We start from the raw sequence: 15534 nt of genomic DNA, 5'->3' as shown, positions 1-15534 counted from the left end.
TCAGTCGTCCGGGATAACAGACGTACATCGGTTAGGAGATTCGTTCACCGTAGCTGAACACTCGTCCCGGAACGTGCGGCGGTAGACGACCGCCACGGCGACCGCGTCCCGACGGTGGTTTGCAGTTGCCGATGCCGGGTCGGTTCGACAGACCACCAGTTTTATTCTCTCGTCGCTCGCTCTTCGAGTATGCGATTTGGCATCCTCAGCACGGCCGACATCGGGACCGGTTCCGTGATTCCCGGCATCGACAAGAGCGACCACGAGGTCGGCGCTATCGCCTCGCGGGACGGCGCTCGGGCACAGACGGTCGCAGACCGGTTCGATATCCCGGCGGCCTACGAGGGATACGAGGCGTTGCTCGACGACGAGGACCTCGACGCGGTGTACGTCCCGCTGCCGAACGGCCTCCACGCCGAGTGGATTCGGCGGGCCGCCGACGCCGGCTTGCACGTCCTCTGTGAGAAACCACTCACCGCGAGCGCCGCGGAGACGGCGGCGGTGTTCGACTACTGCAAAGAGCGTGGCGTCACCCTGATGGAGGGGTTCATGTACCGCTTTCACCCGGTGACGGAGCGAGCGGTCGAGGTCGTCTCCTCGGAACTGGGCGAGGTCCGCAACGTCACGTCGACGTTCACCTTCCGGATGCCCGACGGGGCCGAGGACATCCGACTGGATCCGGCGCTGGACGGCGGGAGCATCATGGACGTCGGCTGCTACGCCGTCAGCGCTGCACGGTTGTTCCTCGGCGACCCCGACCGCGTGTACGGCGTGACCAACGACCGCCGTGACTGCGGTGTCGACACCGAGATGGCGGGCATTCTGGAGTACGCCGACGGCGCGACGGCCCGCGTCCAGTCCGGGTTCGAGACGCCGCTCACGCAGTACTACCGCGTCGAGACCACGGACGGGTGGCTCACGGCCGAACCGACCTTCGACATCAGCCCCGATACCGCCGTCGAACTGACCTACGGCGTCGACGACCGGCAGGTCACCGAACGCTTCGACCCGACGGACCACTACACGCTGGAGGTCGAGCACTTCGCCGACTGCGTCGAACGCGGCGAGACGCCGCGGGTCGACCGCACCGAGAGCGTCGCCATCATGGAAGTCATCGACGCTATCTACGAGAGCGCGAGCGAGGGCGGCCCGGTGGCGCTGGACTGACGTATCCGAGCGCCCGTCGACCACCGATTCAGAAGTGCGAGAGCTTGTCCCGTCGATACAGGTCCAGCGACGTCACCGAGTTCGGTGGCTGTTGGCGGACGGCGTAGGCGATGGCGTCGGCGACTTCGATCGGTTCGGTCACGCTCCCGGGTTCGAACGCCTCCTCGGAGGGGGTACCGCTCTCGGACCCGAACTCCGTGCGTACCTCCGTCGGATTGATACACGAGACGGCGACGCCCTCCTCGCCGATGCTGGCCTGCAGGCTGATAGCGAAGCCCTTCGTCCACCACTTCGTCGCGGCGTACACCGGATTGGCCGGTCGTGGGTGGTTCCCGGACATGCTCCCGAGGAAGACGAGGTGGCCCTCCGAGTCGACGAGGTGCGGAATCGACTCGCGGGCGGTGTAGAACATCCCGTCGACGTTGACGCCGGTCATCGTCCGGTACTCCTCGTCGGTGAGTTCGCTGACGGGTTCGTCGATGGCGAGGCCGGCGTTACACACCGCGATGTCGAGACCGCCAAAGCGGTCGACGGTGGCTTCCACGAGCGCCGAGACGGCCGCTGCGTCGGTGACGTCCGTCGGGACGACGGCGACGTCTGCGTCCGTCGCCTCGCGTATCTCCTCGGCCAGCGACGCCAGTCGCTCCTCGCGCCGCGCGGCGATAGTCAGGTCCGCGCCGTCCTCGGCGAGGACGCGCGCCGTCGCGGCCCCGATACCGGAACTCGCACCGGTGATTACGGCTGTCTGGCCCGCCAGTGGCTCCTCCATACGGGTGGCTCGTTCCGCCATGCTCCCGACGAGGATGCCGTCCGACAAATGTGTTTCCCCGGCCGCGGCATTGCTCGTCGATACCCCGACGCTGTCCAGAGGGGAAGAATATGCGAGATAGCCTGGGCAATCTCGGACTAAAAGCGCCAACACGATAGTAGATATCGAAATACGCGTCCATATATCTGCATCTATGCTATCTGGGCCGAAATATGGCGACAGATACGCGGTGGATGGGACGACACGCCCGAGATCAGGATTCACATATCGCCATCTGTGATCGAATTCCCAATCTGTGCCGCGGCTGTGACAGACCGAACTGGAGACGGGTGAATTAAGTAGTGTGGTAGACATTAACAGACGCATGAACGCCATCTTCTACGAGGAGACCGGTTCGACCGACGTCTTGCAGTACGGCGAACAGCCAGCCCCGGGGATCGGGAGCGACGAGGTGCTCGTCGAGGTGAAGGCCGCCGGCCTGAATCACCTCGACGTCTGGACTCGCCGGGGTTTGCCGACGCCGCCGTCGTTCCCACACATCCCCGGGAGCGACGCCGCGGGCGTCGTTCGTGAGGTCGGCGACCGAGTCACGCGGTTCGAGGCGGGCGACCGCGTCGCGGTGTACCCCTCGGTGTATTGTGGCGAGTGCGAGTTCTGTCGACGAGGTGACGAGACCCGCTGTGACGAGTTCAAGATAATCGGCGAGCACACGCGCGGGGTCCACTCCGAACTGACCGCCGTCGCCGAGGCGAACCTCGTGTCCCTCCCGGAGGGCGTCGACTGGGAGACGGCGGCCGCGACACCCCTCGTCTTCCAGACGGCGTGGCGCATGCTCGAAACCCGCGCGGAAGTGTCCCAGAGCGACCACGTCCTCGTGCAGGGGGCCTCCGGCGGCGTCGGCCACGCCGCGGTCCAGATCGCCGCCCACGCCGGCGCGACGGTGTACGCGACGGCCTCCAGCGAGGAGAAACTGGCGTACGCCCGCGACATCGGCGCCGACTACGCCATCAACTACGAGGCGGCGGACTTCGTCGACGCCGTCCACGACCGGACCGACGGCCGGGGCGTGGACGTGATAATCGACCACGTCGGCGGCGACAACTGGACGGACAACATGGACGCGGCGGTCAAAGGCGGGCGCATCGTCACCTGTGGGGCGACCGCCGGCCCGACGCCGGAGACGAACATCTCTCGCATCTTCTGGAAGCAACTGGACGTCATGGGGTCGACGATGGGGAACCCGGGCGAGATAGACCAAGTGCTGCCGCTGGTGTGGGACGGCACCTTCGAACCGCGTATTCGCGCGGTGCTCCCGATGAGCGAGATAGCGCGAGGCCACGAGTTACTAGAGGAACGAGAGGGCTTCGGGAAAGTCGTCGTCGTCCCCGACGCCGAGTACGACGGCTGAGCGACCGCTCGCGTTCGAGGGCCGTCGCGTCCGGAGTGACCACACGGCTTTTGCGTGTCCGCGATAGCCTAGCGGGCAATGAGCGAGTCCGACGACGGGCCGAAACAGGTCTCCGACCCGGCCTACCACAGCGAGAATCACACGGCCGCCCAAACCTGCGGGTGGACGAAGAACGCCATTCAGGGCGACGGGAAGTGCTATAAGTACATCTTCTACGGTATCGAGTCCCACCGCTGTATCCAGATGACGCCCGTGGTCAAGTGCAACGAGCGCTGTGTCTTCTGCTGGCGAGACCACGCCGGCCACGCCTACGAACTGGGCGACGTCGAATGGGACGACCCGGCGGCCGTCGCCGACGCCTCCGTCGAACTCCAGAAACGGCTCCTCTCCGGCTTCGGCGGCAACGAGAACGTCCCACGAGACGTCTTCGAACAGGCGATGGAACCGCGCCACGTCGCCATCTCGCTCGACGGCGAACCGACGCTGTACCCCTACCTGCCCGAACTCATCGAGGAGTTTCACGACCGCGACATCACGACGTTCCTCGTCTCGAACGGCACCAACCCGGAGATGCTCGCCGAGTGTGACCCGACCCAACTGTACGTCTCCGTCGACGCCGCGGACCGGCAGACGTTCGACGCGACGGTGAAGGCCGTCGAGGACGACGCGTGGGACTCGCTCGTCGACACGCTGGACGTCCTCGCCGGGAAGGACGACACCCGGACGGTCGTCAGGACGACGCTCGTAAAGGGTCACAACATGCATCACCCCGAGTGGTACGCGGCGATGTGCGACCGGGCGGACGTCGACTTCGTGGAGATGAAGGCGTACATGCACGTCGGTCACTCCCGGGGGCGACTCGACCGCGACTCGATGCCCAGCCACGAAGACGTCCGCGCGTTCACCGAGGAGATGCAAGCGTTCCTCCCCGACCACGACGTGCTGAAGGAAGTCGAGGAGTCCCGCGTGGCGATGCTCGCCGAGGACGAACAGACGTGGGTACCGAAACTGGAGAAGTCGAGCGAGTTCTGGGAGCGAGACTCGCACGTCGAGTACTAGATACGAGTGACCGAACCTGAACTGCCTACGTCTACCGGCCGATCTCGCGAATCTCTGCGTGCGTTCTCCATATACTGATTCATACCCAGATATCGAACCGCAACCTCTCTCGAACTGTGGGGAGACGCTGGGATTCGGACCGGATATCGCGCTCGGTCTCTGGGAAGACTGTTCGGGTGATGCGGCGCGTCGGCCCGTCCACGCTCGCCGCCGAAACAACGATGTGACAGGCCGGCGAACGAACGGGCATGGCCGACGCAGAACTGGCGGAACTCGGCGACAAGCAGGTGCGCTACCTCGATCACACGTGGACGCTCACCGGCGGCGCCGACGTCCGGAACGACGGGGAACTGCTCGCAGTCGAGGCAGAACAGGCCGACGACGTGCGACATCAGCGGGCGATCCTCTTCTTCGGCCTCGAAGGGTCGTCGGCGTCGCTGAACCCGGGGAACCTCGGTCACCACTTCGACAGGCTCGAACGAACGGCCGAGGGGTACCGACTCGTCGTCAAGACGGACCGACGGACCTACCGGTACGTCCTCGAACGACTGGAGTACGAGTGAGGCGTCGCCTGCCCCGCCCGTCCGAGCGGCCCGAGTAGCGTCCGCTTATCCGGTGCTAACGAACGTACGTATGTTACCGTAGGTCGCGCGTATCGGTGCGGTAGCCGGTGCTGTCGCGGTGGCTTCCAGTCGCTGTCCTCTCCCACCCGGCGACCCGGCGTCCTCGGGACGGCGCCGGTTCCGCTCTACGTCTGGGCGCTGTTTGCAGCCCTCGCGCCCGTGCTGGCGGACGCGATGGAGCAGACACAAAGAAAAGTAGCGATGCTGTCGGCGATAGTGCCGAGACTGCTGCCGGATTGGCGCGAGTCAACGAACTAGATGGGACAATCTCGACATATGTGGATAGGAGATATATTGTTGTTGGTGAATGGGGAGAATCAGTAGCTATAACTGCGAAATATGGATGTATATGCCGGGAGTGGGGTCTTAGAAACCCGATATTTCGGGACGTATGGGGGTTATTATCGCAAACTTCGGACACTGGCGCTACACGATGGCACTGGGCGCGCCTCGACGGTGCGAGTCGGGCCTGAAAAAGGGGCGAAGATATGCGGCGGAAGGTTGACACCCCCGAACCACGAATCACACGCTGTCGGCCCACGCGACAACCGTTCACTCGTTCCTTCGCGTTCCAATATTGGAATGCATTCCACCTTCGGTATGCTTATCCGGGACGACTCCGTAATCCGGTGTATGGCTGAATCATCGGGACGGGCCGTCGGGCGGGACGAGCTCGCGACCCTCAAACTGCTCGCGCTCGACGGCGCCCTCGACGAGCGGACGAAAGTCTCCTGTGCGGACCTCGCGGGGCGACTCGACGCGTCCAACCAGACGGCGTCGCGACGCCTCCAACGCCTCGACGACGCCGGCCTGCTCGACCGGGACATCGTCAGCGACGGACAGGAGGTCCAGATTACCGCCGACGGCGAACATCGACTCCAGTCCGAGTACGCCGACTACCGGCGCATCTTCGAGGCGGACGCCAGCGTCGACCTGAACGGCATCGTCACCTCGGGGATGGGCGAGGGGCGACACTACATCACCCTGCCGGGGTACATGGAGCAGTTCATCGAGCGACTCGACTACGAACCGTTCGCGGGGACGCTGAACCTCGAACTCACCGAGGAGAGCGTCCGCAAGCGGGCCCGACTCGGCGCGCTCGAACCCGTCACCATCGAGGGCTGGGAGGACGACGAGCGCACCTACGGTCCGGCGTACTGTTATCCGGCCTCCGTCGTCAGCGGCGACGGCGAGTACGCCCCCGCTCACATCATCGCCCCCGAACGGACCCACCACGGCGAGGAGCAACTGGAGGTAATCGCCCCCGAGAAGCTCCGTGACGTGCTGGAACTGGCCGACGGCGACGAGGTGACTGTCCATGTCACGGAGTGAGAGCGCCGTGGACGCCGACAGCGCCGCCGACGCCGTCGCGGCCTTCGCCCGCGGCGACCCGGTCCTCGTCCACGACGCCGCCGACCGGGAAGGCGAGACGGACATCGTCTACCCAGCCGGCGTTGTCGACCCGGCGGCCGTCGCACGCCTGCGGAACGACGCCGGCGGTCTCGTCTGCGTGGCGCTCTCGGACACCGTGGCCGACGCGCTTGGACTGCCGTTCATGCAGGAGGTACTCGACCATCCGACCGCCGCCGACCACGAACTCGGCTACGACGAGCGCTCGTCGTTCTCCATCACGGTGAACCACCGCGACACGTTCACCGGCATCACCGACGAGGACCGCTCGCTGACCATCCGCGAACTGGCCGACGCGGCGGCGGCCCCCGACGCCGACGGGTTCGCCGACGAGTTCCGGTCGCCGGGCCACGTCCACCTGCTCCGGGCCGCCCCGAACCTGCTTTCCGACCGCGAGGGACATACGGAACTGGGTATCGCGCTGGCCGACGCCGCCGACCAGCCACCGGCCGTGGTCGTCTGTGAGATGCTCGACGACGAGACGGGGGCGGCGCTCCCGCCGACGGCCGCCCGCGCCTACGCCGACCGCGAGGGACTCGTGTACGTCGAGGGCGCGAGCTTACTCGCAGACCTGACCTGAGTACGCCGGCTTTTCGCCGGTTCCGATAAGCCCGGCTTTCACCGTGGCCGCGCTCTCTGAGCCGACCTTACGGGTCGCTACGACCGCTATAACAAATGCCGTCTGTCGTGGGGTTGGTCGGTATGACATCGGACTCCACTCCGCACAGACAGGTCGCCACGCTGGGCGTGGTTCTCGCCGTCGTCCTGGTCCCGATATCGGGCGTCGTGGCCGCACAGACCGCGGTGAATCAGACGGACGATAACCAGACCGCGAACGCGGACTTCGTCGCCGTGCAGGGCGAGCAGTGTACGCCGATGAACGCCTTCGCCGGCAACGAGTCTGCCCGAACGTTCTACGACTACCGCATCCCGTATCCCGCCAACCCCTACATCAACACGACCGGCGACGCGTACGGGTCCGAGGGGATGGGGGCGTTCCAGCAGGCGAACACGAGCGTCGTCTTCCTCTACCGGGACACGAACGGTACTGCAGACAGGAGCGACGACACGCTGAGTCTGGTGTTCGTCCACGGCGAGGAGGGCAACGCGAACTCCACCGGCGGGTCGGCCTCGTTCGACATCACCGGCCTCCCGGAGAACGGTTCGTGGACGGTCAGAGACGACGACTACAACGCGTCTGACAACTACGACGTCTGGACCGTCCAACCGGGTGCGACCCGCGTCGACTGGACGTGGGGCGACGCGGCGACGGACGGCGGCGTCTTCAGCGGTCTGAGCGCCACCGAGACGATTACGGTGCGCCCGGCGTTCAACGAGGACGCGGCGTTGTCGGGTCAGTACTACAACGGCACCGTCACGCGCTGGGAAACCGTCTCGAACGAGACGGTCGACGGGACGAGCGTGATGAACCGAACCACGCTGAACCAGACGCAATCGCTGACGATTGCCAGCGGGGACTGCGCGTCGGTCGTCGCCGGGACGCCGACGGAGACCGAGACGGAGGACGGGCTGTTCGATACGCCGACGGAGACGCCGACGCCGACGGAGACAGTGGCGGTGCCGCCGACAGAGACGCCCGACGGGGAGGACCAAGCGGAACCGACCGAGACGCCGGTCGGGATATTCGACGACGAGACGGAAACGCCCACGCCGGAGAACGAGTCGACGGCGGAGTCCGAGTAAGGCTCCGGCATACCGGTCCCCTGCCCGACCGTCGCGGCCGCTTTCGCGGTCTTGGGGCCCCGGATGTGAACCGGCGACACAGACCGTCAACACTCTTAACCGAGGACTTCAATGGGGTAGATATGACACACGACGAGGCACCTGCCGGTACAGAGGCGAGTCATCGCGGGACCCGGGGGGCGATCGCATGAGCGACCGTCCCGAGATGTTCGAGGCCGTCGACGAGGTGTGGATGGACGGCGAGTTCGTCGACTTCGAGGACGCGAACGTCCACCTGCTCACCCACGCCCTCCACTACGGCACGGGCGTCTTCGAGGGCGTCCGGTGCTACGAGACCGGGGAAGGCCCGGCCATCTTCCGCTGGGAGGAACACTTAGACCGCTTCTACAACTCTGCTGAGGTCTACGACATCGAGATTCCCTTCGAGAAGCAGGAACTCACCGAGGCGACTGAGGAACTCATCCGACGCGAGGGGTTCGAGTCCTGTTACATCCGCCCCATCGCCTTCTACGGCTACGGACCGCTCGGCCTGAACCCCGGCAAGTCGCCGGTGCAGGTCGGACTGGCCGTCTGGCCGTGGGGCGCGTATCTGGGCGAGGAAGCGCTGGAAGACGGCGTCGACGTCGCCGTCTCCTCGTGGCGCAAGTACGCGTCCAGCCAGATTCCCACCAACGCGAAGACCACCGGCACCTACGTCAACAGCGTCCTCGCCTCCCTAGAGGCGAAAGAGAACGGCTACACCGAGGCCATCGTCCTCAACAAGGAGGGCAACGTCGCCGAGGGGCCGGGCGAGAACATCTTCCTCGTCCGCGACGGCGAGATATACACGACCGGGCTGGCCGAGTCCATCCTCGACGGTATCACCCGCCGGACCGCCATCGAACTCGCCGAGGAGCGCGGCTACACCGTCCACGACGACGCCACCATCTCGCGGGGCGAACTGTACACCGCCGACGAACTGTTCTTTACCGGCACCGCCGCCGAGGTGACGCCCATCCGGAGCGTCGACGACAACGAAATCGGCACGGGCACCAAGGGCCCGGTCACCGACGAGCTTCAGACCGCGTTCTTCGACCTCGTCGAGTCGGGCGAGCGAGAGGAGTGGTTCCGCTACGTCTATAGTAACGATTGAAACGATTCACACACCGACCGCACCGCCGTCGTGCGGTCGGGTGTGCATCGATTTTCAATGGCTACTATACTCAGTCGTCTTCGCCGGCCATCGGAATCGGACTCTCGCCTTCGTGGGTGTCGCCAAACCCCGCACTCAGGATCCGCGTGAGCGCTTCCTCGACGCGTTCGTCGGTCTCTTCGTAGTCCTCGGGGTCGACTTCGACGACGTAGCCGCTGGTGATGTTCGGCGCCGTCGGCAAGAAGAGGACGTCCCGGCCGTCGTCGGTCGTCTGGCCGGTCTTGAACGCCGTCATCCGCATCCCGTCCCAGGCCTCGATTTTCACCGGGGTCTGGAGTTCTTCGGTGCCGGACACCGCCGTCTCGACGGCCATCTTCGAGGCGTTGTACACCACCCGGAGCCCCGGCACCTGATTCATGGCGTCGTCGAGGGCCCCCTCGACGAAGTCGCCGAAGGCCGTCCGCATCAGGTAGCCGACCGAGAAGACGAGGAGGACGAACAGCACGAGGGCGACGAACACCCGGGCGAACTCGACGGCCCGAACCGTGGCCATCTCCGCCGGGAGGCCGAAATCCTGCAGGAGTTGCGAGTCGATGGCGGGGATGAAGAACGCGGCCGAGGCGAGGATGCCATAGAGGTAGACGATGACGTAGAGCGTGACGATGAACGGCAACAGGATGATGAGGCCACTCGCGAAATCCCGCTTCCACGACGAGGAGGAGGCCATATCTGTTCCAGACGGCGACGGATTATCAGCCCTTCCCTTTCTGGTGCTGCTCCCTCGAAACTATCCGCTCGCGATGGCCCGAAGCGCGAACAGGGCGTTCTCCTTCCGTTCGCGGACGCGGCGCCAGAAGTAGGCGGGCCACTTCTCGCCGTAGGGCGCGTACTGCCAGACGTCGCAGGCGCCGGCCAGTTCCCGCTGGGCGTCCTCGCGGACGCCCATCAGCATCTGCACCTCGTAGGGCGTGCCGTGCTTGCTGTGGAGGTCGGCCGCCAGCGTCAGCATCGCCGGGTCGTGGCTCCCGATGGCGATGCCGTCGTCGAACTCCCGAAACATGAACTCTACGTCGGTCCGGTAGGCCTCGTTCACCCGAGACTTCTCCCTGAACGCGACGTCTTTCGGCGGGTCGTAGGCGCCCTTGACCAACCGCACCTTCCCGGGACAGTCGGCCAATCGTTCGAGGTCCTCGGCCGTCCGGCGGAGGTTCGCCTGCAGACAGACGCCGACGCCGCCGCCCCGCTCTCTGGTGTGGTGTTCGAAGGCGTCCAGCGTGGCGTCCGTCGTCGTGTGATCCTCCATGTCTATCCAGACGAACACGCCGTGGTCGGCCGCCGCGTCGACCACCCGAGCGAGGTTCTCCCGGAACACGTCTTCGCCGACGAACAGCCCCAGTTGTGAGGGTTTCACCGAGACACACGCTCGGAGGTCCGAGCCACCGATGTCGGCGACGAGTCGCTCGTAGGCCGCGGCGTCGGCGTCGGCGGGCGCTCGCTCGTGGTAGTGTTCGCCCAGTCGGTTGCAGATGACGCCGACGTCGGACTCGTTCATCTTGCGAGCGTGTTCGAGGACCGTGGCGGCCGACTCCCCGGCGACGAATCGACTCGCGACTGGCGGCAACATAGGTAATATTTGCCGCTCCGGTGGCAAGAAGGTTGTCGTCGGTACCTGCGCGGTGTTCAGCAGTCGGGGTTTCTGGCTGTTCGAGAGTTTGTCGACACCACACACTTCCCGACCAAACACGACCAGTACCCCCTACAGGACGCGTTCGCGCCGAGCCACACCGATTAAGACACCGGGCCGATAGGCCAGCATATGGACATACTCGGGGTCGTCGCGACGGCGCTGTGGGCGATGTTGCCCGCCTACGTGCCCAACAACGCGGCGGTACTGGCCGGTGGCGGCCGACCGATAGACGGCGGTCGGACGATGGGTGGGCGTCGAGTGCTCGGCGACGGGAAGACGTGGCGCGGGACGCTGGCAGGGACGCTCGCCGGGACGGCGCTGGCACTCGCGCTCTCGGCCGTGACGCCGACCGTGAGCGACGTCGTCGGCTACTCGCTCCCGCGATTCCCCCTTCTGGCCGGCCTCGGACTGGCCTTCGGGGCGATGCTCGGCGACATCGGCGCGTCGTTCGTCAAACGGCGGAGCGGTCGCGAGCGCGGGGCGGCGTTCCCCGGCCTCGACCAACTGGACTTCGTCGTCGGTGCCCTCCTCTGCGCGTTCGTCCTCGCGCCGTCGTGGTTCGCCCGGACGTTCACGCTTCCGGTGGTCGTGGCCATCCTCCTCGTCACGCCGCTGTTGCACGTCGTGACCAACGGCATCGCGTACCTGCTCGGCCTGAAGAACGAGCCGTGGTAGGCCGGCGAGCGGATGTGATGTGCTTTTCACACCGGCCCATCGAAGTGTAGCACATGACTACGCGCGCGGACACACTGCAGCTGGCGACGCGGGGATCGGACCTCGCGCTGCGACAGGCGGCGACGGTCCGGGACCTCCTCTCGGGACGGCGGCTCTCCGTCGAACTCACCGAAGTCGAGACCACGGGCGACCAGATACGCGACGAACTCATCCACCGACTGGGGAAGACGGGGGCGTTCGTCCGGAGCCTCGACGAGAAGGTCATCGCGGGGGAACTGGACGCGGCGGTCCACTCGATGAAGGACATGCCGACGGAGCGACCCGACGATCTCGTGGTCGCCGCCGTCCCCGAACGGGCCGCACCGGGCGACGTCCTCGTGACTCCCGACGGGAGTGACCTCGCCGACCTGCCCGAGGGCGCGACCGTCGGCACGTCGAGTCTCCGCCGGCGCGCCCAGTTGCTCGCCGAGCGCCCGGACCTCACCGTCGAACCGCTCCGGGGTAACGTCGACACCCGCGTCGAGAAACTGCTGGCGCCGTCGCTTCAGCGCGAACACCAGGAGCGCCACGAGGCCGAACAGGAACGCAAGGAGCACGCGGGTGGCGAGGCCCAACGGGCCTCGGAAAAATCGGACGGGGAGGGAAGCGACCCGTCCGACGAGGACGACGACTACGAGTTCCCCTACGACGAGGACGTGGAGGCGTGGTTCGACGGGCTCGCCGAACTCGAACGCCGCGCCATGGAGCGGGATCCCGACACCGAGTACGACGCCATCGTCCTCGCGAAGGCCGGCCTCGACCGCGCCGGACTGACGCACCACGTCGGGACGAGCGACCTCCCGCTCGATACGTTCGTTCCGGCGCCCGGACAGGGTGCGCTCGCGGTGACGGCCGTCGACGGCGACCTCGCCGCGGACATCAGCGACCGCATCGACGACCCGCAGACCCGTGTCGAGACGACCGTCGAGCGGACCATCCTCGCGGAACTCGGCGGTGGCTGTGTCGCCCCTATCGGCGTGTACGCGACGCTGGAGGGCGGGGTCGTCCACACGAACGTCCGCGTCCTCTCCCGGGACGGCGACGAGGAAGTCCGGGTCGGCCGTGACCTCCCCGTCGAACGCCATATCGACGCCGCCGTCGATCTCGCCGCGGAACTGGCCGACCGGGGCGCCGCAGACCTCATCGCCGAGGCCAAACGGGACGCCGGCGCGGCCGACGACGACGCCGCAACCGCTCGTGAGGAGGACGAGGCATGACCGATGCCGACGGGTCGGTCGGCAAAGTCTACCTCGTCGGGTCGGGTCCCGGCGACCCGGACCTCCTGACGGTGAAAGCAAAGCGCCTCCTCGAAACGGCCGACGTCGTCCTCCACGACAAACTCCCCGGCCCCGAGATTCTCGGCCAGATTCCCGAGGAGAAACGAGAGGACGTCGGCAAGCGGGCCGGCGGCGAGTGGACGCCACAGGAGTACACGAACGCCCGGCTGGTCGAACTCGCTCGGGAGGGCAAGACCGTCGTCCGCCTGAAGGGCGGCGACCCGACGGTGTTCGGCCGCGGCGGCGAGGAGATGGTCCACCTCGCACAGAACGAGATTCCGTTCGAAGTCGTCCCGGGCATCACCAGCGCCATCGCCGGGCCGGAGGCGGCCGGTATTCCCGTTACGCACCGCGATTACGTCTCCTCGGTCTCCTTCGTCACGGGCCACGAGGACCCGACGAAAGAGGAGTCGGCCGTCGACTGGGCGGCGCTCGCCGACACCGGCGGCACCATCGTCGTCCTGATGGGCGTCGGGAAACTGCCGGGCTACACCGCCGAACTCCGGAAGGCGGGGATGGACCCCGAAACCCCGGTGGCGCTCATCGAGCGAGCGACGTGGCCCGACCAGCGCGTCGCAACCGGCACCCTCGACACCATCGTCGACGTGCGCGACAGCGAGGGTATCGAACCGCCGGCCATCACCGTCATCGGCGACGTCGCGGGCGAGCGTGACCGCGTCCTCGAATTCCTGGAGGGGGCCTGATGCGCGAGGAACCACGCCTCCGGGTCGCGGCGTTCCGCCCCGACGACGAGCGACTGGCGGCGGCCGTCGAACTGCTGGAGTCGCTGGGGGCCGACCCCGTCGCCGACCCGATGCTCGCCGTCGAACCCACCGACAGGGTGCCACGCGGGGACGCCGACTACGTGGTGCTGACGAGCAAGACCGGCGTCGAACTCGCCGCTGGCGGAGACTGGGACCCCGGCACGGCGACGGTGTGTGCCATCGGCGAGGCCACCGCGGCGGCGCTCCGCGAGGCCGGCTACACGGTCGCCGTCGTCCCCGAGGAGTACTCCTCGACGGGGCTGGTCGAGGCGCTGGAAGCCGAGGTGGCCGGGTCGCGCGTCGAGGTGGCCCGCTCGGACCACGGCTCACCGGTCCTGACCGACGGCCTCGAAGCGGCCGGCGCGTACGTCCACGAGACGGTGCTGTACCGCCTCGTCCGGCCGCCGGAGTCCGGCGAGTCCGCCGAACTCGCCGCCGACGGCGAACTGGACGCCGCGCTCTTTACGTCCTCGCTCACCGTCCGGCACTTCCTCGCGGCGGCCGCCGACCGCGGGGTCCGCGACGAGGCTATCGAGGGCCTGCGCGAGGCGACGGTCGGTGCCATCGGAAATCCTACGAAGGAAACGGCGGAGAACGCCGGCATCTCCGTCGACGTCGTGCCCGAACGGGCCGACTTCGAGACGCTGGCCTGCGACGTGGTAGAGACGGCGGCCCCGACCTACCACGACTGACGCGTGTCTCAGTCGGCCGTCTCCGCGGCCTGCTCGTCGGCTTCCATCTCCTCGCGAAGCGTCTCCAGTTCGTACTCGACGGCGCGTTCGTTCGAGATGCGGTCTAGTTCCCGGTCGATGTCGTCGCCCTCTTCGAGCACGGACTCCAGTTGACCGCTCTCCTCCAGTTCTTCGAGGGCGGCGGCGCGGGCCTCCATGCGTTCGGTGCGCTCGGTCGCGCGCTCGATGGACCGGTTCACGTCCGCCATCGTGTCGCCGACGCCGGTGAAGGCCTCGGAGACGCGGGCCGACGCCTCGGCGGCCTCGTAGCGGGCCTTCATCGTCTCCTTGCGCGTGCGGAACTGCTCTATCTGGCTGGACAGTTCCGCGCGCTTGCCCACGAGGCGGTCCTGAGTCTCCTGCAGGCTGTCTATCTGGTCGGTGAGGTCGGTTATCTGCTCGACGTGAGTCTGTTTCTTCTCCAGCGCACGGCGCGCGAGGTCGTCTCGCTCCTGTCGCATCGCCTCGCGGGCCTGTCCGTCGTACTTCTCGACGTTCTCGCGCAGTCGGCGGCGGTGAATCTCCAGTCGCTTCTTCTGGGTGGTCACGTCGGCGATGCCGCGGGTCACCCGCTGGAGTTCGTCGCGCAACTCCTCGTAGGAGTAGTCCAGTTCGGCCGAGGGATCCGAGGCCCGGTTCAGCAGGGCGTTCAGTTTCGCGCGGATGGCGAAGCCGATGCGACCGAGGAGACTCATCGTGCCACCTCGTCGGTGGTCTCGGTTCGTCGGGCCGCGATAGCAGGTCCGGTGGAGAACATGCAGGTGCCTACGAGTGACAGCGAGATAACACCATCGGCGGGGATGGCGGGTCTGTCCGTCTCCCGATCGTTAGACCGAGTTACGTCGGCGAAAGAGGCGCTAATTCGGGGTACTCTGCGCTCACCGTCGATCCCCTTGATAGTGGCAGCGTCGCAACGGCCGGATACAGATGACGCGACAACTGCGCCGAACGGCCGGCGTGCTCGTGGCGATACTGACGCTCCTGACCGGCGCCGCGGCGGCGCCCGCGACGGACGTGACCGACGACCGGACCGTGACGTTCACCGAACAGCGACAGGTCGCCTGACTCGACTGGCGGGTTTATCTTCCA

General features: G+C 66.7%; 17 protein-coding genes. 13 read left to right on the top strand and 4 right to left on the bottom strand.

The annotated features are described in order from the left end of the window. Window positions 1–189 precede the first annotated feature (189 nt). The gene (locus NDI85_RS12785) at window positions 190–1167 is read left to right on the top strand and encodes a Gfo/Idh/MocA family oxidoreductase (RefSeq protein WP_310915985.1); all 978 of its coding nucleotides are present in this window, start codon (window positions 190–192) and stop codon (window positions 1165–1167) included. Between the two features lie 28 nt (window positions 1168–1195). Here the strand turns inward: NDI85_RS12785 and NDI85_RS12780 are convergent, their stop codons facing one another. Continuing rightward, entirely contained in the window at window positions 1196–1936 is a 741-nt protein-coding gene (locus NDI85_RS12780; RefSeq protein WP_188996874.1) for an SDR family oxidoreductase, read from the bottom strand. 364 nt (window positions 1937–2300) lie between these two features. Between NDI85_RS12780 and NDI85_RS12775 the strand changes: the two genes are divergently transcribed. From NDI85_RS12775 to NDI85_RS12745, 7 genes are all read left to right on the top strand, one after another. Continuing rightward, the gene (locus tag NDI85_RS12775) at window positions 2301–3344 is read left to right on the top strand and encodes a zinc-binding dehydrogenase (protein WP_310916061.1); all 1044 of its coding nucleotides are present in this window, start codon (window positions 2301–2303) and stop codon (window positions 3342–3344) included. A 78-nt stretch (window positions 3345–3422) separates the two neighbouring features. Next, window positions 3423–4403 (top strand): 4-demethylwyosine synthase TYW1, encoded by a 981-nt coding sequence (twy1, locus tag NDI85_RS12770; protein ID WP_188995886.1) that lies wholly within the window; start codon window positions 3423–3425, stop codon window positions 4401–4403. A 248-nt stretch (window positions 4404–4651) separates the two neighbouring features. Continuing rightward, a complete protein-coding gene (locus NDI85_RS12765) occupies window positions 4652–4966 on the top strand; it encodes a hypothetical protein (protein ID WP_188995887.1) in 315 nt (104 codons plus the stop codon). Between the two features lie 693 nt (window positions 4967–5659). Next, entirely contained in the window at window positions 5660–6358 is a 699-nt protein-coding gene (locus NDI85_RS12760; protein ID WP_188995889.1) for a DUF120 domain-containing protein, read from the top strand. Next, the gene (gene ribB / locus NDI85_RS12755) at window positions 6345–7016 is read left to right on the top strand and encodes a 3,4-dihydroxy-2-butanone-4-phosphate synthase (protein WP_188995891.1); all 672 of its coding nucleotides are present in this window, start codon (window positions 6345–6347) and stop codon (window positions 7014–7016) included. The genes NDI85_RS12760 and ribB overlap by 14 nt, the downstream gene beginning before the upstream one ends. A gap of 122 nt (window positions 7017–7138) precedes the next feature. Beyond that, on the top strand, window positions 7139–8140 hold the full coding sequence (locus tag NDI85_RS12750; protein WP_310915982.1) for a hypothetical protein: 1002 nt from the start codon (window positions 7139–7141) through the stop codon (window positions 8138–8140). 187 nt (window positions 8141–8327) lie between these two features. Next, window positions 8328–9272 (top strand): branched-chain amino acid transaminase, encoded by a 945-nt coding sequence (locus NDI85_RS12745; RefSeq protein ID WP_310915981.1) that lies wholly within the window; start codon window positions 8328–8330, stop codon window positions 9270–9272. Window positions 9273–9342: 70 nt separating this feature from the next. Here the strand turns inward: NDI85_RS12745 and NDI85_RS12740 are convergent, their stop codons facing one another. Then, on the bottom strand, window positions 9343–9999 hold the full coding sequence (locus NDI85_RS12740; protein WP_188995897.1) for a DUF502 domain-containing protein: 657 nt from the start codon (window positions 9997–9999) through the stop codon (window positions 9343–9345). Window positions 10000–10059: 60 nt separating this feature from the next. Beyond that, on the bottom strand, window positions 10060–10896 hold the full coding sequence (locus NDI85_RS12735; protein WP_310915980.1) for a proline dehydrogenase family protein: 837 nt from the start codon (window positions 10894–10896) through the stop codon (window positions 10060–10062). 192 nt (window positions 10897–11088) lie between these two features. Here NDI85_RS12735 and NDI85_RS12730 point away from each other — a divergent pair, with 192 nt between their 5' ends. Genes NDI85_RS12730 through NDI85_RS12715 form a run of 4 tightly spaced genes read left to right on the top strand, consistent with a single transcriptional unit; the run spans window position 11089 to window position 14406 of the window. Next, on the top strand, window positions 11089–11634 hold the full coding sequence (locus NDI85_RS12730; RefSeq protein WP_310915979.1) for a CDP-2,3-bis-(O-geranylgeranyl)-sn-glycerol synthase: 546 nt from the start codon (window positions 11089–11091) through the stop codon (window positions 11632–11634). A 53-nt stretch (window positions 11635–11687) separates the two neighbouring features. Beyond that, window positions 11688–12890 carry a hydroxymethylbilane synthase gene (gene hemC, locus NDI85_RS12725; RefSeq protein ID WP_310915978.1) on the top strand — a complete coding sequence of 401 codons (1203 nt, stop codon included), beginning with the start codon at window positions 11688–11690 and terminating at the stop codon, window positions 12888–12890. Further along, window positions 12887–13654 (top strand): uroporphyrinogen-III C-methyltransferase, encoded by a 768-nt coding sequence (gene cobA / locus NDI85_RS12720; RefSeq protein WP_310915977.1) that lies wholly within the window; start codon window positions 12887–12889, stop codon window positions 13652–13654. Before hemC ends, cobA begins: the two co-directional genes overlap by 4 nt. After that, entirely contained in the window at window positions 13654–14406 is a 753-nt protein-coding gene (locus NDI85_RS12715; protein ID WP_188995907.1) for a uroporphyrinogen-III synthase, read from the top strand. The genes cobA and NDI85_RS12715 overlap by 1 nt, the downstream gene beginning before the upstream one ends. An 8-nt stretch (window positions 14407–14414) precedes the next feature. Here NDI85_RS12715 and NDI85_RS12710 read toward each other — a convergent pair whose 3' ends face one another. Then, complete coding sequence (locus NDI85_RS12710) at window positions 14415–15140, bottom strand: PspA/IM30 family protein (RefSeq protein WP_188995909.1); 726 nt, start codon at window positions 15138–15140, stop codon at window positions 14415–14417. 232 nt (window positions 15141–15372) lie between these two features. On the opposite strand from NDI85_RS12710, the gene NDI85_RS12705 reads away from it, so the two are divergent. Continuing rightward, entirely contained in the window at window positions 15373–15510 is a 138-nt protein-coding gene (locus tag NDI85_RS12705; protein WP_188995911.1) for a hypothetical protein, read from the top strand. Window positions 15511–15534: the final 24 nt, after the last annotated feature.

Origin of the sequence: Haloarcula sp. S1AR25-4 (assembly GCF_031624555.1) — an archaeon.
GTDB lineage: Archaea > Halobacteriota > Halobacteria > Halobacteriales > Haloarculaceae > Haloarcula > Haloarcula pellucida.
This window is presented reverse-complemented; position numbering and strand designations above follow the sequence as displayed.